This is a genomic window from Streptomyces sp. GQ60 (assembly GCF_059758875.1).
This window is the reverse complement of record NZ_JCAXEG010000001.1, coordinates 769,674-789,364: the sequence shown is the minus strand read 5'-3', so window position 1 is coordinate 789,364 and position 19,691 is coordinate 769,674. Positions and strand designations below refer to the sequence as shown.

General features: G+C 70.0%; 15 protein-coding genes and 1 riboswitch. Of the genes, 8 read left to right on the top strand and 7 right to left on the bottom strand.

Annotated features, from left to right (window positions below):
• The first annotated feature begins 248 nt into the window (after nucleotides 1-248).
• Nucleotides 249-506 carry a WhiB family transcriptional regulator gene (locus AC6CKD_RS03675; RefSeq protein ID WP_004937597.1) on the top strand — a complete coding sequence of 86 codons (258 nt, stop codon included), beginning with the start codon at nucleotides 249-251 and terminating at the stop codon, nucleotides 504-506.
• Between the two features lie 160 nt (nucleotides 507-666).
• Here AC6CKD_RS03675 and AC6CKD_RS03670 read toward each other — a convergent pair whose 3' ends face one another.
• Entirely contained in the window at nucleotides 667-2,136 is a 1,470-nt protein-coding gene (locus AC6CKD_RS03670) for a sensor histidine kinase (RefSeq protein WP_498325436.1), read from the bottom strand.
• A gap of 393 nt (nucleotides 2,137-2,529) precedes the next feature.
• Complete coding sequence (locus AC6CKD_RS03665; protein WP_498325067.1) at nucleotides 2,530-3,123, bottom strand: TetR/AcrR family transcriptional regulator; 594 nt, start codon at nucleotides 3,121-3,123, stop codon at nucleotides 2,530-2,532.
• A 475-nt stretch (nucleotides 3,124-3,598) separates the two neighbouring features.
• Here AC6CKD_RS03665 and nagB point away from each other — a divergent pair, with 475 nt between their 5' ends.
• Nucleotides 3,599-4,384, top strand: coding sequence for a glucosamine-6-phosphate deaminase (nagB, locus tag AC6CKD_RS03660; RefSeq protein WP_498325066.1), 786 nt, complete (start codon nucleotides 3,599-3,601; stop codon nucleotides 4,382-4,384).
• A gap of 131 nt (nucleotides 4,385-4,515) precedes the next feature.
• Here nagB and AC6CKD_RS03655 read toward each other — a convergent pair whose 3' ends face one another.
• The 4 genes from AC6CKD_RS03655 to AC6CKD_RS03640 form a co-directional block, all read right to left on the bottom strand.
• Complete coding sequence (locus AC6CKD_RS03655) at nucleotides 4,516-6,006, bottom strand: glycoside hydrolase family 3 protein (RefSeq protein WP_498325064.1); 1,491 nt, start codon at nucleotides 6,004-6,006, stop codon at nucleotides 4,516-4,518.
• A 6-nt stretch (nucleotides 6,007-6,012) separates the two neighbouring features.
• Nucleotides 6,013-6,849, bottom strand: coding sequence for a carbohydrate ABC transporter permease (locus AC6CKD_RS03650; RefSeq protein ID WP_478687228.1), 837 nt, complete (start codon nucleotides 6,847-6,849; stop codon nucleotides 6,013-6,015).
• A gap of 47 nt (nucleotides 6,850-6,896) precedes the next feature.
• Complete coding sequence (locus AC6CKD_RS03645; protein WP_498325063.1) at nucleotides 6,897-7,919, bottom strand: carbohydrate ABC transporter permease; 1,023 nt, start codon at nucleotides 7,917-7,919, stop codon at nucleotides 6,897-6,899.
• Nucleotides 7,920-8,084: 165 nt separating this feature from the next.
• Complete coding sequence (locus AC6CKD_RS03640) at nucleotides 8,085-9,368, bottom strand: extracellular solute-binding protein (RefSeq protein WP_478687195.1); 1,284 nt, start codon at nucleotides 9,366-9,368, stop codon at nucleotides 8,085-8,087.
• Nucleotides 9,369-9,664: 296 nt separating this feature from the next.
• Between AC6CKD_RS03640 and AC6CKD_RS03635 the strand changes: the two genes are divergently transcribed.
• The 6 genes from AC6CKD_RS03635 (at nucleotide 9,665) to AC6CKD_RS03610 (ending at nucleotide 17,371) form a co-directional block, all read left to right on the top strand.
• Nucleotides 9,665-10,429: a GntR family transcriptional regulator gene (locus AC6CKD_RS03635; RefSeq protein ID WP_356516953.1), complete on the top strand. Its 765-nt coding sequence runs from the start codon at nucleotides 9,665-9,667 to the stop codon at nucleotides 10,427-10,429.
• 216 nt (nucleotides 10,430-10,645) lie between these two features.
• Nucleotides 10,646-12,799: a carbon starvation CstA family protein gene (locus AC6CKD_RS03630; protein ID WP_498325061.1), complete on the top strand. Its 2,154-nt coding sequence runs from the start codon at nucleotides 10,646-10,648 to the stop codon at nucleotides 12,797-12,799.
• Nucleotides 12,796-12,993: a YbdD/YjiX family protein gene (locus tag AC6CKD_RS03625; protein WP_498325060.1), complete on the top strand. Its 198-nt coding sequence runs from the start codon at nucleotides 12,796-12,798 to the stop codon at nucleotides 12,991-12,993. The genes AC6CKD_RS03630 and AC6CKD_RS03625 overlap by 4 nt, the downstream gene beginning before the upstream one ends.
• Before the next feature lie 97 nt (nucleotides 12,994-13,090).
• Nucleotides 13,091-13,588 (top strand): GNAT family N-acetyltransferase, encoded by a 498-nt coding sequence (locus AC6CKD_RS03620; protein ID WP_498325059.1) that lies wholly within the window; start codon nucleotides 13,091-13,093, stop codon nucleotides 13,586-13,588.
• Between the two features lie 66 nt (nucleotides 13,589-13,654).
• A riboswitch (cobalamin riboswitch) is annotated at nucleotides 13,655-13,783 on the top strand.
• 160 nt (nucleotides 13,784-13,943) lie between these two features.
• On the top strand, nucleotides 13,944-16,328 hold the full coding sequence (locus AC6CKD_RS03615; protein ID WP_498325057.1) for a ribonucleoside-diphosphate reductase subunit alpha: 2,385 nt from the start codon (nucleotides 13,944-13,946) through the stop codon (nucleotides 16,326-16,328).
• Complete coding sequence (locus tag AC6CKD_RS03610; protein ID WP_498325056.1) at nucleotides 16,328-17,371, top strand: ribonucleotide-diphosphate reductase subunit beta; 1,044 nt, start codon at nucleotides 16,328-16,330, stop codon at nucleotides 17,369-17,371. Before AC6CKD_RS03615 ends, AC6CKD_RS03610 begins: the two co-directional genes overlap by 1 nt.
• A 15-nt stretch (nucleotides 17,372-17,386) precedes the next feature.
• Here AC6CKD_RS03610 and AC6CKD_RS03605 read toward each other — a convergent pair whose 3' ends face one another.
• The gene (locus AC6CKD_RS03605) at nucleotides 17,387-19,312 is read right to left on the bottom strand and encodes a transposase family protein (protein WP_498325055.1); all 1,926 of its coding nucleotides are present in this window, start codon (nucleotides 19,310-19,312) and stop codon (nucleotides 17,387-17,389) included.
• Nucleotides 19,313-19,691 lie beyond the last annotated feature (379 nt).

Below are 19,691 nucleotides of genomic sequence, written 5' to 3'. Positions count from 1 at the left end.
GACGAATCAAAAAAAACTTTCCGGAAGGGGTTGTATCCCCGTCCGAGGTTTGCGAATCTCTACATGGCGATCGGGACAGCCCGCAGAACCGGCACCCACACAGACCGCCAGAACCCCTCCACGAATCTCCGGCAGCCCAGGGCGAGTTTTTCCCCAAACTGGGCGGCCTCCCTTCCCTCACGAAGGGATTCGTGAAAGCGTTCACATTCACAAGCAACCTGCCCGCAATACAAGGAGATGGAGCAGCCATGGACTGGCGTCACAACGCCGTTTGCCGCGAGGAAGACCCGGAACTCTTCTTCCCCATCGGCAACACCGGTCCTGCGCTGCTGCAGATCGAGGAAGCCAAGGCCGTCTGCCGCCGTTGCCCCGTCATGGAGCAGTGCCTGCAGTGGGCGCTCGAGTCCGGTCAGGACTCCGGTGTCTGGGGCGGTCTCAGCGAGGACGAGCGCCGCGCGATGAAGCGCCGCGCCGCTCGCAATCGGGCGCGCAACGCAACCGCCTGACGTCGACTTTCGAGCCTCGAGCCGCAGCGCGTAGTACCCATATAAGCGCTCAGCAACGTGCTCTCGAACCCCGTACCGAAAACCATTCGGTACGGGGTTCAGTGCTGTCCGGAGCCCGACCCCTGCCGATGACGTCACCCTGAGTCACGGGCACGGCGCGCTACTTCTGCGGGCTGGCCGGGATGTCGAGGACGACCTTGGTGCCGCGCGGCGCCGACGCGACCATGTCGAAGGTGCCGCCGAGCTCCCCCTCCACCAGGGTCCGTACGATCTGCAGCCCGAGGTTGCCGGCCCGTTGGGGGTCGAACCCCTCGGGCAGACCGCAGCCGTCGTCGACCACCGAGATCAGCAGCCGGGCGTCGTCGCGACCGGTGCCCGAGCGGGCCGCGGACACCTCCACGGTGCCTCCCTCGCCCTGCGTGAAGGCGTGCTCCAGGGCGTTCTGGAGGATCTCCGTCAGCACCATCGACAGCGGGGTGGCGACCTCGGCGTCCAGGATTCCGAAGCGGCCGGTGCGCCGGCAGTCGACCCTGCCCGGGGAGATCTCGGAGACCATCGCGATCACCCGGTCGGCGATCTCGTCGAACTCGACCCGCTCATCCAGGTTCTGAGACAGCGTCTCGTGCACGATCGCGATCGAACCGACGCGGCGGACGGCTTCGTTCAGCGCCTCGCGCCCCTGCGGCGAATCCATGCGGCGGGCCTGTAGCCGCAAGAGCGCGGCCACGGTCTGGAGGTTGTTCTTGACCCGGTGGTGGATCTCCCGGATGGTCGCGTCCTTGGTGATCAATTCACGTTCGCGACGGCGCAGTTCCGTGACGTCGCGGCACAGGACGAGCGAGCCGATCCGGGTGCCCTTGGGCTTGAGCGGGATCGCCCGCAGCTGGATGACCCCGCCGCTGCCCTCGGCCTCGGTCTCGCGCGGGGCCCAGCCGCTGGCGAGTTTGACCAGGGCCTCGTCCACCGGGCCGCGCGAGGGCGCGAGTTCGGAGGTGATCGTGCCCAGGTGCTGGCCGACCAGGTCGGAGGCGAGGCCGAGCCGGTGGTAGGCGGAGAGCGCGTTCGGGGACGCGTACGTCACCACGCCCTCGGAGTCGAGCCTGATCAGGCCGTCGCCGACGCGCGGGGAGGCGTCCATGTCGACCTGCTGGCCGGGGAACGGGAAGGAGCCCGCCGCGATCATCTGGGCCAGGTCGGAGGCGGACTGGAGGTAGGTGAGCTCCAGCCGGCTGGGTGTACGCACAGTGAGCAGGTTGGTGTTGCGTGCGATCACTCCGAGGACCCGGCCCTCGCGGCGCACGGGGATCGACTCGACGCGGACCGGCACCTCCTCGCGCCACTCGGGGTCGCCCTCGCGCACGATGCGGCCCTCGTCGAGCGCGGCGTCGAGCAGCGGGCGGCGGCCGCGCGGGACCAGGTGGCCGACCATGTCGTCCTGGTACGAGGTGGGGCCGGTGTTCGGGCGCATCTGCGCGACGGAGACGTACCGGCTGCCGTCGAGCGTGGGAACCCACAGCACGAGGTCGGCGAAGGAGAGGTCGGAGAGCAGCTGCCACTCCGAGACCAGCAGGTGGAGCCACTCCAGGTCGGTTTCACTGAGAGCGGTGTGCTGGCGTACGAGGTCGTTCATGGAGGGCACGTGGCGAGCGTACCCCGGGTACGGGCCATGACTTTCCGCAGCGCGATACTCCGGAGTATCCAGGAGACCCCGCTTCCGCGTAGGCTTGGAGGAAGTGACGGGAACCAGGGTCACGTCATTGGATGGACAGAACAGATTGGTCTAGTCCACAATTACATCAAGCTTCCGCCCTCCCCGCACAGGAGGACGGATCGAGGTAACCGCGCGCTCTGCCCTGACCGCGCGTCACCTCCCACCGGCCGTCGGGCACCGCACACCCGTCGGCCGTGAGTACTCCGGGCTACGGTGCCGGGCGGGCTGAGGGTCCCGTTCGGCACCGTGGCCCAGAGGAACGTGCGGCCCGGGCGGCGCGTCCCCCGGAAGATGCGTCCCGGCAGACGGCCCCTACTGCGGCCAGGCCCGCAGGGCCAGCTCCGCCACCGCCTCCAGCTCCTCCCGGCCCGCACCGTCGCGCGACTGCTGGGACATCCCCTGCAGCACCGCTCCGGCGTAGCGCGCCAGCGCCCGGGTGTCCGTACCGGCCGGCAGTTCTCCCGTGGCGACATCGGCCCGGATCCGGCTCTCGAACGCCACCAGGTTGGCCTCGCGCCGTACGCGCAGCGCCTCCGCCACCTCGTCCGACGTGGTGTTGACCGCCGCGCTGATCACCATGCAGCCCGGCGGGTGGGCGGGGTCGGTGTAGACCTCCGCCGCCTCGCGCAGGATGCGCCCCACCGCCGCGCGGGCGGTGGGCTCTTCTGCGAGGGCCGCGGCCGCGAAGTCCCCGTAGCGGCCGCCGTAGACCACCACGACCTCGTCGAAGAGCTTGCGCTTGTCGCCGAACGCCGCGTAGAGGCTCGGGGCGCTGATTCCGATCGAGGCGGTCAGGTCGGAGATCGACGTGGCCTCGTAGCCGCGCTCCCAGAAGGCGAACATCGCCTTGTCGAGGGCCGCGTCACGGTCGAAGGAGCGGGGCCTGCCGCGCTGTCCGGTCACCATGACCTCATTCTATAGCGGTCGCTACGAAACTTGGTCGCGGTGGCTGCGGATACAACGCGGGCCGCCGGGGAGGCCGTGGGCGCCCTCGGGGCGGCCCGGGGCCGCGCCTTCGCGGTAGGGGCGGAGCTCGGCGTTCCGGGTGGCGCCGAGGCCCTCTGGGGGGCGTACGCGGCCCCATCCGCCGGTCACCGAGGGGGCCGAGGCCTCCCGCTCCGCCTTCGACCGGCTCCGCACCCCGCAGGAGGTCGCGGACGCGGTCGCCTTCCCGGCCTCCCCGGACTCCCGCCGGGCCACGGGCCGGCACCTCGCCATGACGGGCGGGCTCCAGCTCTCGCCGCTGCAACGGGCCCCGGTCCGGGAGGCCGGAGCGGCGGATCCGGCCCACCATGGAGTGTGCGAAGACCCGGCAACGGGGCCTCGCCTCTGCTAGATTGGTCTATACCACAACGTCACACTCCAGATCGGCAGGCCCCGCGTGGAAGTTGTCATCGTCCCGGACGCCAAGGCAGGCGGCGAGCTCATCGCGGAGGCCATGGCCGCCCTGGTCCGCCGCAAGCCCGACGCCCTGCTCGGCGTGGCGACCGGCTCTACCCCGCTGCCCATCTACGAGGCGCTCGCCGCCAAGGTCAAGGCCGGACTGGTCGACGCCGGCAAGGCCCGCGTCTGCCAGCTCGACGAGTACGTCGGCCTGCCGGCCGGGCACCCGGAGTCCTACCGCGCCGTCGTCCTGCGCGAGGTCGTGGAGCCGCTGGGCCTGTCCGAGGCCTCCTTCATGGGCCCGGACGGCTCGGCCGCGGACATCGTCGGCGCCTGCGACGCCTACGACCGCGCGCTGGCCGAGGCCGGCGGCGTGGACCTCCAGCTCCTCGGGATCGGCACGGACGGGCACATCGGCTTCAACGAGCCCTGCTCCTCGCTCGCCTCCCGCACCCGCATCAAGACGCTGACGGAGCAGACCCGCGTGGACAACGCGCGCTTCTTCGACAACGACATAGAGCAGGTGCCGCACCACGTCATCACCCAGGGCATCGGCACCATCCTCGACGCCCGCCACCTGGTCCTGCTGGCCACCGGCGAGGGCAAGGCCGAGGCCGTCGCGCAGACCGTCGAGGGCCCGCTGTCCGCCCTCGTACCGGCCTCCGCGCTCCAGCTCCACCGCCACGCCACGGTGGTCGTGGACGAGGCCGCCGCGTCCAAGCTGAAGCTGGCGGACTACTTCCGCCACACCTACGCCAACAAGCCCGCCTGGCAGGGCTTGTAGGACGTACCGGTACACGACGAAGGGCCGGGCCCCCTCAGGGGGCCCGGCCCTTCGTCGTGGAAATCCAGCCCGTCGGCGTGTGAGGCGCGGGGTCCGGGGCGGAGCCCCGGCAGCCGGCCCGCAGGGGCCCGCTAAACCCCGGCGATGACCTCAGCGGCAGCGCGCCCGCAGACCCGGGCCGCCCCGTGCGTCGCGATGTGCAGCGCACCCCGCGGCTCGGCCCGCGGCAGGCCCATCTCGACCACGATCGTCTCCGGCCGCGCCGCGACGAGCGCGTCCAGGGCCTCGGTCATCCAGGGGTGCCGGTGCGCGTCGCGGACCACCGCGACGACGGTGCGGTTCCCCGCTGCGGCCAGGACGTCCGCGGCGGTCGAGCCCTGCGGGAACACGCCCGACTCGGTGCCCGGGATCAGCGCGGACACTTCCCCGGCCACCCCCCACGGGGTCTCGTCGCCGACCGCGATGTTCGCGACGGGGGCGAGCGTGGCGATGTACGGGGCGTTCACCGGCGAGGCCGCCTTGGGCGAACCCGTCACGACCACCGCGCGGCGGGCGGCCGCCAGTCCGATGCCGGGCGCGCTGCTCCCCTCCGGCCGCGCGCCCTCGCGGACCCGGCGGGTCCACTCCGCCAGCGACCGGACCCGGGCGGCGGCCTCGGCGAGCCGCTCCTCGGGGAGCGAGCCCTCGCGCACGGCCGCGACCAGTGCGTCGCGCAGGCTCAGCACGGTGCCCTCGTCGGCGAGCCCGCCGCCGACGCAGATGGCGTCGGCTCCGGCCGCGATGGCCAGCACCGAGCCGCGCTCGATGCCGTACGTCCCGGCGATGGCGTTCATCTCCATGCCGTCGGTGACGATGAGGCCCTCGTAGCCGAGCTCCTTGCGCAGCAGACCGGTCAGGATCTGCGGGCTGAGGGTGGCCGGCCGGGTCGGGTCCAGAGCGGGCACCAGGATGTGCGCGCTCATGACGGCCTTGGTGCCGGCCTCGATGGCGGCCCGGAACGGTACGAGTTCCCGCGCGACCAGGGTGTCGAGGTCCACGTCGATGCGCGGCAGCGCGTGGTGCGAGTCGACGTTGGTGTCGCCGTGGCCCGGGAAGTGCTTGGTGCAGGCGGCGACGCCGGCGGCCTGGAGGCCTTCGACGTACGCGGCGGTGTGGCGGGCGGCGAGGTGGGTGTCGGCGCCGAAGGACCGTACCCCGATGACCGGGTTGTCCGGGTTGGAGTTCACGTCGGCGGACGGGGCCCAGTTGAGGTTGACCCCGCACTCGGCGAGCCGGCGGCCCAGCTCGCGGGCGACGTCGCGGGTCAGGTCCACGTCGTCCACGGCGCCGAGGGCCAGGTTGCCGGGGAAGGAGGAGCCGCCCCGGACCTCCAGGCGGGTGACGTCGCCGCCCTCCTCGTCGATGGCGACGAGGACGTCGTCCCGCTCGGTACGGAGCTGCGCGGTCAGCGCGCCGAGCTGCTCGGGCGAGGTGATGTTGCGGCCGAAGAGGCCGACGGCGGTGAGGCCTTCGGCGACCTGGCGCAGCAGCCAGGCGGGGGCGGTGGTGCCCTCGAAGCCGGGCTGGAGGACCGCGAGGGCATCTCGGGTCAACGTGTCTGTGCGGTGCGCAAGGACAGTCATGGGCCGTTATCCCTTCACGGCGCCGGCGGTCATGCCGCCGACGGCCTTGCGCTGGAGGAAGACGAAGATGAGCAGGACCGGGACCGCGAAGAGCGAGGACGCGGCCATCGTGGCGCCCCAGTCGTTGCCGAAGGCCGTCTGGAACTGGGTCAGCCACAGCGGCAGGGTCTGCGCGGTCTTGTCCTTGTTCAGGATCAGGACCATCGCGAACTCGTTCCAGGCCGTGATGAAGCCGAAGAGCGAGGTGGACATCAGGCCGGGGGCCAGCAGCGGGAAGATCACCTTGCGGAAGGCCTGGCCGCGGGTGCAGCCGTCGATCTGGGCGGCCTCCTCCAGGGTCACCGGGACGGCGGCGATGAAGCCGCGCAGGGTCCAGATGGTGAAGGGGAGGACCATCACGAAGTAGATCGCGGTGAGCAGCGGGAGGCTGTTCAGCATCTCGGAGTCGCGGGCGATCATGTACATCGCGATGACCATGACCTCCCAGGGCGCCATCTGGGCCATCATCACCGCGAGGACCAGGCCCTTGCGGCCCTTGAACTTCATGCGGGCGATGGCGAAGCTCGCGGCGAGGGCGACGAGCAGGGCCAGGGTGACGGCGCCGATGGTGACGATGAAGCTGTTCGCGACGTAGGTCCAGAACAGGTCGACCCCGGTGGCCTTGGTGAAGTTCTCCATCGTCGGGGCGAAGACGAAGACGGGGTCCTTGGAGAGGATCTCGCTGGACGGCTTGAGGGCCGAGGAGAACATCCAGTAGACGGGGAAGACGAAGAGGACGGCCAGCAGCAGGGCGCCGACGTTCTTGGCGACGGCCGCGGGACGGATCGGCCGGCGGTTGCGCAGCTGCTGGGGCTTCACGGACGGCGCGGGCTTCGGGGCGGTGGTCGTGCTCACTGCTCCTCCTCCTGCTTCAGGATCAGACGGAAGTAGAAGGACATGACGACCACGAGCATCACGATCGTCAGGACGGAGATCGCCGCGGCCAGACCGTAGTGGCCCTGGCTCTGGCCCTCTACGTACGCGTAGATCGTCAGCGTCTCCGAGGCGCGGTCGGGGCCGCCCTTGTTCATCGCGTAGATCTGGGTGAAGGCCTTGAAGATCCAGATGACCTCAAGGAACGTCGTGACCAGGAAGAACGACTTGAGGTTCGGGAAGACGACCTTCCAGAACGTCTGCCAGCCGTTGGCCCCGTCCATGCGCGCGGCCTCGTACAGCTCGCCGCTGACCGTGGTCAGGCCGGCGTACATGTTGAGGGCGACGAAGGGGATCGAGCCCCAGGCCAGCAGGACCGTGATGATCACCATGGTGGACAGGCCGGTCTCGAACCAGTTGTGCTGGTCGTAGCCGGCGAAGCCGAAGGTGCGCATCAGCCAGTTCATGACGCCGTACTGCTCGTCGAACAGCCACTGGAAGACGGTCACGGAGGCGACGATCGGCATGGCCCAGGCCATCACCAGCGCCATCGACAGGACCAGGCGCATCCACTTGCCGAGCCGGTTCAGCAGGAGCCCGATGAGGCTGCCGATCACCATGATCAGGAAGACGTTGCCCGCGGTGAAGAGGAAGCTTCGGACCACCACGGTCCAGAACTGCGAGTCGCCCAGCAGCTGGGTGTAGTTCTCCACGCCGTTGAACGGCGCCTTCCGCTGGATGAACTCGATCTTGTCGACCTTCTGGAACGACAGGATGATGTTCTTGATCAGCGGGTACAGCAGCAGGGTCGCCATGCTGAGCACGGCGGGCCCGATCAGGAGGTACGGCATCCACCCTGAGGGGAGCGACTTTCTGCCCCCGCGAGGAGACTGGGACGCTGCCTTGGCTCCGGTGGGCGGCGGCGTCTTGGCCGGCCCCGCGGACTCGTGTGGTGCGTCCTGTGGAGCGGAGGTCGCCGCTCCCTGGGAGTGCACGGTCATGTCTGGGCTTCCTCGCGGTTGACTGTGGCGACTCGCACCCGCTACCCCGCTCGGAGCGGGCGGTGCTTACGTCTGTCAATGCGCGACCGGGGGCGAGGTGGGCGCTCTGGGCGCCCACCGCGCCCCCGGTGCGTTCAGTACTGGTACTGCGGGTGCTGCGGGGTGTTACTTGTTGATGCGGCTCGCGATTTCCTTGTCCGCGTCCGCGCCCGCCTTGGCGGCGTCGTCACCCTTCAGGACCTTCGTCATGAACTCCTTGATGGGGTTCGGCTCGGTCTCGACGTTCGCCCAGCCCGGGGTCACCGGGGTGATGTTGCCGTTGACGCCGGCCTTGGCCATCGCCTCGGCGAAGGAGCCCGCAGCCGGGGTGAAGTTCGCGCCGGCCTGGTTCGGGAGCAGCGCGCCCTTCGTCTCGGCGGCGTACTTGGTCATCTGGTCCTTGCCTGCGGCGAGGGCCAGCCACTCCTTGGCGAGGTCCTTGTTCTTGGAGCGCTCGGCGATCGCCAGGTTCGAGCCGCCGAGGAAGACGGTGCCCGGCTTGTCGGCGGTCTTGCCCGGGATCGGGAAGTAACCGAAGTCGGCTTCCTTGCCCGCGTCCTTCAGCGCCTTCTCGGCACCGCCGGCCTCCCAGCCGAGGCCGATCCAGGAGGCGACGCCACCCTTGGGAACGACGTCGGTGGACTGCTGCGGGTTCGCCTCGTCCTTGTCCTTCGGGGCGGTGGAGAAGGACTGGAGCTTCTTGTAGAACTCCATCGCGGAAGCGGCCTGGGGGGTACCGAGACCGCCCTTCCACTTGTCGCCGTCCTTGGTGGCGAGGTCGCCGCCCTCGTCCCAGATGAGACCGGCGAGGACGTACCAGCTCTGGCCGGGCAGGTAGATCGGCTGCGAGGCCGGGTCGGCCGCCTTCAGCTTCTCCAGACCGGCGACCCACTCGTCGCGGGTCTTGGGCGCCGTGACGCCGGCCTTCTCGAAGGCCTTCTTGTCGTAGATGACGACGCGGTTGGCCGCGTACCACGGAGCGGAGTAGAGCTTGCCGTCGATCTCGGCCGAGGCCAGACCGCTCTTCGCCCAGGCGTCCGCGCCGAGCTTGGACTTGTCCTTGGTCAGGTCGGCGAGACCACCGGTGACCGCGTAACCGGCGGTCTGGGTGTTGCCGAGCTCCAGGACGTCCGGCGGGGTGTTCTCGGAGAGGGCCGTGGTGACCTTCTCCTGGATGCCCTTCCAGGGCTGGACCTCTACCTTGACCGTGACACCGGGGTGCTTGGCGGAGAACTCCGCGTTGACCGCGTCGATCCAGGTCTTCGGTGCGGAGCCGTCCATCACCCAGACGGTGATCTCCTTGGCGCCACCCGCGTCGGCCTTCGGCTTGTCGTCGCCGCCGTTGCCGCACGCCGCGACTCCGACCATCATGCCCGCGACACTGACCGCCGCGATGAGCTTGCGCTTCACGCCACCCTCCTCAGGGATGCTGCCTGCAACTTCCCTTGCCCGCCGCGGTGACTCAAAAAGCACCAAGTACTGCCCGTGGGGCTGGGATCTGATCCATATTGGTGTAGACCAGTAGCTGGAGCTTGGCCTAGACCTTTAGGGGTGTCAAGGGTCTAATGAGCGGGTGCTCGGTCCGTTATCGGACCGACACCTGGGGGAGGGAGGAGGCCCGCCCTCCCTCCCGTGTCACGATGTGACCGCACATATCGGAGGAGCCGGTGACGGCAACGAAACTGGAGTCGGGAAGGCGGGCGGCGATGGCCACCGAAGGGGCGATCACGGAGCCGGACAGCGGGGCGGCCACCCGCACGGCACGCGTGCCCAAGTACTACCGGCTCAAGCGCCACTTGCTCGATATGACCGAAACCTTGCCACCAGGAACGCCGGTGCCGCCGGAGCGCACGCTCGCGGCCGAGTTCGACACGTCCCGCACCACGGTGCGACAGGCTCTCCAGGAGCTCGTCGTCGAGGGGCGGCTGGAACGGATTCAGGGCAAAGGAACCTTCGTCGCCAAGCCGAAGGTCTCCCAGCCGCTCCAACTCTCCTCCTACACCGAGGACATGAGGGCACAGGGCCTGGAACCCACCTCCCAGCTCCTGGACATCGGCTACGTCACGGCCGACGACACCCTCGCCGGCCTCCTCAAGATCGCCACCGGCGGCCGGGTCCTGCGCATCGAACGCCTCCGCCTGGCCAGCGGTGAGCCGATGGCCATCGAGACCACGCACCTGTCGGCCAAGCGCTTCCCCGCGCTGCGCCGTTCGCTGGTCAAGTACACGTCCCTCTACACCGCCCTCGCCGAGGTGTACGACGTGCGCCTCGCCGAAGCGGAGGAGACCATCGAGACCTCGCTGGCCACCCCGCGGGAGGCCGGACTGCTCGGCACCGACGTCGGGCTGCCGATGCTGCTGCTTTCCCGCCATTCGCTGGACACCGACGGGGAGCCCGTCGAGTGGGTGCGTTCCGTATACCGCGGCGATCGTTACAAGTTCGTCGCCCGACTCCAGCGCCCCGTCGTCTGATTCGTAGTTGACTCTCGTTCCGCTATGCGGACGGGGGCTTACGCCCAGCGGGCGGGTCCCCGTAGATTCCCTGCGCCATAACGCAGATGATCGACGAGGGGACGACGGATCATGACGGAACCAGGACCGGAAGCAACGGAGCCGGATGCGGCACGGGCGATACGGGACGCGGCGAGTCCGGGCACCACGCCGGGCTCGCCTTCTCCATCGGGCGCCATGACCCCCAAGGCCGTGGCCGCGTGGGTGCTCGTCGGGCTCGTGGGGGCCATCGGCTGGGGCGTGCTGGCACTCTCGCGCGGCGAGGAGATCTCGGCCGTCTGGCTGCTCGCCGCCGCCCTGGGCTCGTACGCGATCGGCTACCGCTTCTACGCGCGCTTCATCGCGAACCGCGCCCTGAAGGTGGACAAGACCCGCGCCACCCCCGCCGAACGCCTTGACAACGGTGTCGACTTCCACCCGACCGACCGGCGGGTGCTTTTCGGCCACCACTTCGCCGCCATCGCCGGCGCCGGACCGCTCGTGGGCCCCGTTCTCGCCTCGCAGATGGGCTACCTGCCCGGCACCATCTGGATCGTCGTCGGCGTGATCTTCGCGGGCGCCGTCCAGGACATGGTCACGCTCTTCTTCTCCACCCGGCGCAACGGCCGCTCGCTCGGCCAGATGGCCCGGGACGAGATCGGCCCGGTCGGCGGCGCCGCCGCGCTGGTCGGCGTCTTCGCGATCATGATCATCCTGCTGGCCGTGCTGGCCCTGGTGATCGTCAACGCGCTGGCGCACTCCCCGTGGGGCGTCTTCTCCATCGGCATGACCATCCCGATCGCCCTCTTCATGGGCTTCTACCTGCGCGTCCTGCGCCCGGGCCGGGTCACCGAGGTCTCCGTCATCGGAGTCGCGCTGCTGCTGCTCGCCATCGTCGCGGGCGGCTGGGTCGCCGAGTCCTCCCTGGCGGACACCTTCACCCTGGAGAAGGAGACGCTGGTCATCTGGATGGTCGCCTACGGCTTCGTGGCGTCCGTCCTGCCGGTGTGGATGCTGCTCGCCCCGCGCGACTACCTCTCCACCTTCATGAAGGTGGGCACCATCGCGCTGCTGGCCCTGGGCGTGGTCATCGCCATGCCGACACTGAAGATGCCCGCGGTCACGGAGTTCGCCTCGCGCGGCGACGGCCCGGTCTTCGCCGGCTCGATGTTCCCGTTCGTCTTCATCACCATCGCCTGCGGAGCCCTGTCCGGCTTCCACTCCCTGGTCTCCTCGGGCACCACCCCGAAGATGATCCAGAAGGAGACCCAGGTCCGGGTCATCGGCTACGGCGCGATGCTGACCGAGTCCTTCGTCGCCGTCATGGCGATCATCGCGGCCTGCATCATCGATCCCGGCCTGTACTTCGCCATCAACTCGCCCGGCGGGGTCGTCGGCGCCACCGTCGAGACGGCCTCCCAAGCCGTGACGAACTTCGGCTTCGCCATCTCCCCCGAGGCCCTCACACAGGCCGCGAAGGACGTGGAGGAGAGCAGCCTGCTGTCCCGTACGGGCGGCGCGCCGACCTTCGCACTCGGAATGGCGGAGATCTTCTCGGCCGTCATCGGCGGCACCGCGATGAAGGCGTTCTGGTACCACTTCGCGATCATGTTCGAGGCCCTGTTCATCCTCACGACCGTGGACGCGGGCACCCGGGTCGGCCGCTTCATGCTCCAGGACACCCTCGGCAACGTGCACAAGTCCTTCAAGGACGTCAGCTGGAAGCCGGGCGTCTGGTTCGCCAGCGCGGTGGTCGTCGGCGGCTGGGGCTACTTCCTCTGGGTCGGCGTCAAGGACCCGCTGGGCGGCATCAACCAGCTCTTCCCGCTGTTCGGCATCGCGAACCAGCTCCTCGCGGCGGTCGCCCTGGCCGTCTGCACCACCCTGCTGATCAAGTCCGGCCGGCTCAAGTGGGCCTGGGTGACGGGCGTTCCGCTGGCCTGGGACCTGGCCGTCACGCTCACCGCCAGCTACCAGAAGATCTTCTCGGACAACCCGAAGATCGGCTTCTTCGCCCAGCGGGACGTCTACCAGGACGGCATCGACGCGGGCAAGGTCCTCAAGCCCGCGAAGAACATGGACGAGATGCACACCGTGGTCACCAACGCCACGGTGGACGGCGTCCTGTCGGTGTTCTTCGCCCTGCTGATCATCATCGTGCTCGTGGACGCGGCCCGCACCTGCCTCAAGGCCATCCGCAAGCCCGAGTCGGTCACCATGGTCGAGTTCCCGTGGACCGAGTCCAAGCTCGTCGCCCCGGCCGGGCTCATCCCGACCGCCGAGGAGCGCGCGGAGCTCGCCGCCGCCGGCCTCGACTCGGGCGGAGGCCGCGTCAAGGAACCGGTCGCGTGACGCGCCTGCGCCACGTGCTGGGCCGCGCCCGGTACTTCGTACGGGAGTTCTCGGGCGAGGCGGCCTACGACCGCTACGTCGCCCACGCCCGTACGCACGACCCGGACGCGCAGGTCCAGTCCCGCCGGGAGTTCGAGCGGGCCCGTACCGACGCCCGCGAGGGCGATCCGCGCGAAGGGTTCCGCTGCTGCTGAACCGGTGGGCCAGGAAGGGCCGCCCCGTCTCCGCCGTCCCGGCGGGAACGCGGCGGCCCTTTTCCGCGCCCCGGCCGTCCTGGCGCACACTCGGGCCATGGACATCACCATCAGGACGGCGGCGGCCGCCGAATACGAAGAGCTCGGCGAGATCACCGCACGGGCCTACCTCGACGACGGGCTGCTGGACTTCGCCGAGGACGACCCCTACCTGAGCCGGCTGCGCGATGTCGCCGGCCGGGCCCCCGACGGCGAGGTGCTCGTCGCGGAGTACGAGGGCACGCTGCTCGGCGGCGTGACCTTCGCCCCTCCCGGCAGCCCGCTGTGCGACATCGCGGGCGCCGGCGAGGCGGAGTTCCGGATGCTGGCCGTCTCCGCGGCGGCGCGCGGACGCGGCGCCGGGGAGGCCCTCGTACGGGCCTGCGTGAGCCGCGCCCGGGAGCTGGAGGGCGTGAGCCACCTGGTGCTGTCGACCACGGAGAAGATGCTCGGGGCGCACCGGATCTACGACCGGCTGGGCTTCGTACGGACTCCGGAGCGGGACTGGTACCCGGTTCCGGGCCTCCCCCTGCTCACCTACCGCCTGGAGCTCTAGCGGTGCACCGCCCCCGAGGAGCGACACAACATGTGGGGGCTACCGCAAGCACCGGCCCCCACATGTATGCTCATGCTCGCTGTCGCCGCAGGGGAATCCGGCGAGAATCCGGAACTGTCCCGCAACGGTATGAAATGCACCGACCTGTTCGGTGCATCCGCAAGTCCGAGGACCTGTCGACAGTGCGCCCGGCTCGACCGAACCGGGTGCAGACACGTCCGGGCCTCGCGGTTGGGCCGGTGGACGCCACGTGGCGCACGCGCACTGCCCTGCCAGGCACGCGCTCCCCCACGTGCGCCCCCTCGCGCCCCGCACCAACGGTGTTCCCGGAGCCGAGCGAGGGAGAGCTCCCCCCGTGACCATCGCGCCTTCCGCACCGCGCGCCGAGTCCGACCCGTCCGCCCATGAGGGTCCGGGGGCCGCGCTCCTGCGCACGCTCACCGAGCTGACCGCCGACCTGCCCGACACGGACCCCGGCCGGGTCGCCGCCGCCGCACTGCGCGGCCGCAGCGCCGCCGCCGACGAGGCGGAGCTCCGTACGCTCGCCACCGAGGCGGCCGCCGGACTGATCTCCGAGGACCCGGCGTACTCCCGCCTCGCCGCCCGCCTGCTGACGCTGGCCGTGCGCGAAGAGGCCGCCGGCCAGGGAGCCACCTCCTTCTCCGGATCCGTCGAGGCCGGCCACCGCGAGGGCCTGATCGCCGACCGCACCGCCGGCTTCGTACGCCTGCACGCGAACCGGCTCGACGCGCTGGTCGAGCACGCGCTCGCCGAGGGCGCCGACGACCGCATGGGCTTCTTCGGCCTGCGCACCCTGCACAGCCGCTACCTGCTGCGCCACCCGATCACCCGACAGGTCATCGAGACCCCGCAGTTCTTCATGCTGCGCGTGGCCTGCGGCCTCGCCGAGGGCGACGGCGTCCAGGCCGTCGAGGAAGTGGCCTCGCTGTACCGGCTGATGAGCCGCCTCGACTACCTGCCCTCCTCCCCCACCCTCTTCAACTCCGGCACCCGGCACCCGCAGATGTCCTCCTGCTACCTGCTGGACTCCCCGCTGGACGAGCTCGACTCGATCTACGACCGCTACCACCAGGTCGCGCGCCTCTCCAAGCACGCCGGCGGCATCGGCCTCTCGTACTCCCGCATCCGCGCCCGCGGTTCCCTGATCCGCGGGACGAACGGCCACTCCAACGGCATCGTCCCGTTCCTGAAGACCCTCGACGCCTCCGTCGCCGCCGTGAACCAGGGCGGCCGCCGCAAGGGCGCCGCCGCCGTCTACCTGGAGACCTGGCACGCGGACATCGAGGAGTTCCTGGAGCTCCGCGACAACACCGGCGAGGACCAGCGCCGCACCCACAACCTGAACCTGGCGCACTGGGTGCCGGACGAGTTCATGCGCCGCGTGAACGCCGACGCCGACTGGTCGCTGTTCTCCCCGGCCGACGTCCCCGAGCTGGTCGACCTGTGGGGCGACGCGTTCGACGCCGCCTACCGCGAGGCCGAGGCGGCCGGCCTGGCCCGCAAGTCCATGCCCGCCCGCGACCTCTACGGCCGGATGATGCGCACCCTCGCGCAGACCGGCCAGGGCTGGATGACCTTCAAGGACGCCTCCAACCGCACGGCGAACCAGACCGCCGAGCCGGGCACCGTCGTCCACTCCTCGAACCTCTGCACCGAGATCATCGAGGTCACCAACGACGGCGAGACGGCCGTCTGCAACCTCGGATCGATCAACGTCGGTGCCTTCGTCGTGGAGGGGGAGATCGACTGGGAGCGCCTGGACGAGACCGTCCGCACCGCCGTCACCTTCCTCGACCGCGTCGTGGACATCAACTTCTACCCGACCGAGCAGGCCGGCCGCTCCAACGCCCGCTGGCGCCCGGTGGGCCTGGGCGCCATGGGTCTCCAGGACGTCTTCTTCCAGCTCAAGCTGCCCTTCGACTCCCCCGAGGCGAAGGCGCTGTCCACGAAGCTCTCCGAGCGCATCATGCTCGCGGCGTACGAGGCCTCCTGCGACCTGGCCGAGCGCAGCGGCCCGCTGCCCGCCTGGGAGCAGACGCGTACCGCGCGCGGCGTGCTGCACCCCGACCACTACGACGTCGAGCTGAACTGGCCGGAGCGCTGGGACGCGCTGCGCACCCGGGTCGCGACGACCGGCATGCGCAACTCCCTGCTCCTCGCCATCGCCCCGACGGCGACCATCGCCTCCATCGCGGGCGTGTACGAGTGCATCGAGCCGCAGGTCTCCAACCTCTTCAAGCGCGAGACCCTGAGCGGGGAGTTCCTCCAGGTCAACGGCTACCTGGTGCAGGAGCTCAAGCGGCTCGGCGTCTGGGACGCCCAGACCCGCGAGGCGCTGCGCGAGTCCTCCGGCTCGGTCCAGGGCTTCGGCTGGATCCCGGCCGAGGTGCGCGAGCTGTACCGCACCGCGTGGGAGATCCCGCAGCGCGGACTGATCGACATGGCGGCGGCCCGTACGCCGTTCCTGGACCAGTCGCAGTCGCTGAACCTGTTCCTGGAGACGCCCACCATCGGCAAGCTCAGCTCGATGTACGCGTACGCCTGGAAGCAGGGCCTGAAGACCACGTACTACCTGCGCTCCCGCCCGGCGACGAAGATCGCCCGCGCCGCCTCCGCCAGCACGGTCCCGGCGGCCGCCACCCCGCTCCCGCAGGCCGTCGACGCCGACGCGCTGGCCTGCTCCCTTGAAAACCCCGAGTCCTGCGAGGCCTGCCAGTAATGTCCAACGCCACCACGACCGCGTCTGTCAAGAACCTGCTGGACCCGGGCTTCGAGCTCACCCTCCGCCCCATGCGCTACCCGGACTTCTACGAGCGCTACCGGGACGCGATCAAGAACACCTGGACCGTCGAGGAGGTCGACCTCCACTCGGACGTCGCGGACCTCGCGAAGCTGACGCCCTCCGAGCAGCACATGATCGGCCGCCTGGTCGCGTTCTTCGCGACGGGCGACTCGATCGTCTCGAACAACCTCGTGCTGACCCTGTACAAGCACATCAACTCCCCGGAGGCGCGCCTGTACCTGTCGCGCCAGCTGTTCGAGGAGGCCGTGCACGTCCAGTTCTACCTGACGCTGCTCGACACCTACCTGCCCGACCCGGACGACCGCGCGGCCGCCTTCGACGCCGTCGAGGAGATCCCCTCGATCCGCGAGAAGGCGCAGTTCTGCTTCCGCTGGATGGCTGCACTGGACGGAGAGGGGGTCGAGAAGATCGACCGCCTGGAGACGGCCGCCGACCGCCGCCGCTTCCTGCTGAACCTGATCTGCTTCGCGGCGTGCATCGAGGGGCTGTTCTTCTACGGCGCCTTCGCTTACGTGTACTGGTTCCGCTCGCGCGGCCTGCTGCACGGCCTGGCCACGGGCACCAACTGGGTGTTCCGCGACGAGAGCGCCCACATGAGCTTCGCCTTCGAGGTGATCGACACGGTCCGCAAGGAGGAGCCGGAGCTCTTCGACGACGCCCTCCAGCAGCAGGTCACCGACATGCTGCGGGAGGCCGTCGAGGCCGAGCTGCAGTTCGGCCGCGACCTGTGCGGTGACGGCCTGCCGGGCATGAACACCGAGTCGATGCGCGAGTACCTGGAGTGCGTCGCGGACCAGCGCCTGGTCCGCCTCGGCTTCCCGCCGGTCTACGGCTCGCAGAACCCGTTCTCCTTCATGGAGCTCCAGGGCGTCCAGGAGCTGACGAACTTCTTCGAGCGCCGCCCGTCGGCCTACCAGGTCGCGGTCGAGGGCACGGTTGACCTGGACGAGGACTTCTAAGACTTGATCCGCAATTCACCAGAGGGTGAGCTGCGGGTTGCAGCCGGGGCGGGGTCCGGGCTTTCCGGCGTGGTCACGCTTGGGGCGTGGCTCATCCGGGGTCGCTCGGTCCCGCCTTCCGGCGGTTCGGGGAGCAGAGGTTCCACGGCGTTGCCGCGGGACTGCCACGCGGCCAGCACCCCGAGGGGTGTTCTGGCACGGTGTGGTTGACTCCCGCAGGGCTTCTTCCAGCCCTTCTGCATAAACGATCTGTGCGTGCCGGGACGCGGTGGTGTCCAGGTACGCGGTCTTGGGGTCGTCCGCGTCGTTGAAGCGGACGAACGCGGCCAGGGCGGCGGACACCATGTCGCGCTTGCCGACGAGGCCGCACGCGATGCACTTGTGCTCGCGGTCCCGCAGCGACTTGTTTACGCGCTCGCCGCACAGACAGTGCTGCGACAGGGCCGTGGACCAGGTGGAGGCCCGGACAAGTCGCCCGCCCGCAGCCTGGCACTCACGCTCAAGGGCGGCGATGAGCAGGCCGGGGGTGGTCTGGGACAGGCGCTGGCCCCACAGCCGGTACCAGGTGCGGATGTCGCAGTCTTCCACCACGAGCGTGGGGCCGTGGACGGCGATGATCTCGCGAGCCACTGCGCGGGCGCGGTGGCGTCGGTGCTCCGCCATCGAGGCGGCGTGTTCGGCCTGGCGGGCGCGCAGGTCCCGGTAGCCGGTGGAGAGCTGATCGCGGCGGAACGCCTGCTTGGGCACCCCATCGACACGTGCGGCGCGGGCACCGCCGGGCACGGCGACAGCCTTGGGCGTCAGACCCTTGGCCGCCCGGCGCTCGGCGCGCCGGGCCTGCTTCTTCGACAGCCCGTACTGCGCGGTGTTCGTAGCCCGGCGGGAGCGCTCCAGGGCCCGTGCACGACCGCGCCGCTTCTTCGCCTCCCGCCCCAGCAGCGCCCGCTCCTCCGGACCGAGGGTGATCTCGGTGGAGGCCGGAGCACCGTCGGCGGGATCGAGGCTGACGGGCAGGGAGATGACAGATACGTTCGAGACATTGCCGTCCACCCCGCCGATCCGATCCAACGCGGCGGCCTGCTTGCGCATCTGTCGTACGGCCGGGGCGGTATAGCCGGAGCCGAGGATCATCAGGTGCGCCTCGTACACCCAGCCGCCCGGCGCACTGGCTTTGCGGCGGCGCACAAGATCGACCTTGTGCCAGCGGCCGGGGCTGGCGAGGAAGTGTTCGACACGTGCCCGCTGTCCGGGCTCCTGCGGGATACGCACGGGCAGTACGAGGTCACCACGGCCGGAGTCGGGCCCGCCCGCGAACACCACGGCGAGCGGACCCGTGTGATCCCACCAGGTCGCCTTCCGCATGCCCGGCTTCCCCGACGTCGTGGTCTTGCCGGTGGGCATGACGCCGGACGGCGTGGCCGGTACTGGCATCCGGCGCGGCTGCTGAAGCGCGTGACGGCCCCCACCGACGTAGGCCATGGTGTGGCCGTGGAGCGTACCGGCCAGGCGGAAGGTCTCCCACTTGCGGTCGGTGGTGTGGGAACGGGCACTGCCGGGGATACGGGTGAAGTCGTACCACCTGCCCGTCTTCGGGCGACCGTGCCGCTTGCCGGTGGAATCAGGGAACAGGTGGCGCTGAACCCCGTTCCAGGCCTCGTCGGCCATGTGCATGGCCAGGGCCTTGGAGGCGTGGTGCTTCAAGTGCCCGGACGATTCGAGGTGCTTGTACGCGGAGTGCTCCAGGGCCTCACGGGACAGGCCGAGGCGCTGCCGGACCGTCTTCGCCCCGTCGCGGGCGCGCTCGTGCTTGGCAGCCCAGTAGGCATCGACCTTGGCGCGGGCATCACGCTGGACAGCCCGCTTGACCGACCACATCGCCCCGAACAGCTTCTCCAGCCGGGCTAGTTCGGCGGGGTCGGTGACCGCAAGCGGCAGCACCATCACCGACACGACCCCGTCGTCCGGCTTCCTCCACTTCGGGGCCTTGTTCTTTCCCCGGAACCTGCGCGTCTGAGCAGCCCGCACCACCGTCACCCCCGTCGCAGACTAACTGAAGACCAGCACGGTAAGTGAGCAATTGGTTACTTCAAGCAGACCGCGCAGGCTCAGGATCACCGTCCAGCACGTCTACAACCTCAACGGCGGTCGCACCCCCGCCCCGGCTATATCCGCCGCACCCCGGCCCTCGCCGCCCGACGCCGTCACCCCCGCGCCGCCGCCTTGGGTCCTGTGCGTGCTTGCGTCGGCCGCGCTGACCGCGTCGGTGCGGATGCCGATCCGCACGAAGAGGAGGCCGACGGGCCGGCACCCCGTCTGGACC

Coding starts and splice junctions, on each gene's coding strand:
- AC6CKD_RS03665 (WP_498325067.1), bottom strand. CDS start 3,123: ATGGTGACCGGACAGCGCGGCAGGCCCCGCTCCTTCGACCGTGACGCG.
- AC6CKD_RS03620 (WP_498325059.1), top strand. CDS start 13,091: ATGGACATCACCATCAGGACGGCGGCGGCCGCCGAATACGAAGAGCTC.
- AC6CKD_RS03610 (WP_498325056.1), top strand. CDS start 16,328: ATGTCCAACGCCACCACGACCGCGTCTGTCAAGAACCTGCTGGACCCG.
- AC6CKD_RS03630 (WP_498325061.1), top strand. CDS start 10,646: ATGACCCCCAAGGCCGTGGCCGCGTGGGTGCTCGTCGGGCTCGTGGGG.
- AC6CKD_RS03635 (WP_356516953.1), top strand. CDS start 9,665: ATGGCCACCGAAGGGGCGATCACGGAGCCGGACAGCGGGGCGGCCACC.
- AC6CKD_RS03605 (WP_498325055.1), bottom strand. CDS start 19,312: ATGGTGCTGCCGCTTGCGGTCACCGACCCCGCCGAACTAGCCCGGCTG.
- AC6CKD_RS03655 (WP_498325064.1), bottom strand. CDS start 6,006: ATGACTGTCCTTGCGCACCGCACAGACACGTTGACCCGAGATGCCCTC.
- AC6CKD_RS03675 (WP_004937597.1), top strand. CDS start 249: ATGGACTGGCGTCACAACGCCGTTTGCCGCGAGGAAGACCCGGAACTC.
- AC6CKD_RS03670 (WP_498325436.1), bottom strand. CDS start 2,136: ATGAACGACCTCGTACGCCAGCACACCGCTCTCAGTGAAACCGACCTG.
- AC6CKD_RS03645 (WP_498325063.1), bottom strand. CDS start 7,919: ATGACCGTGCACTCCCAGGGAGCGGCGACCTCCGCTCCACAGGACGCA.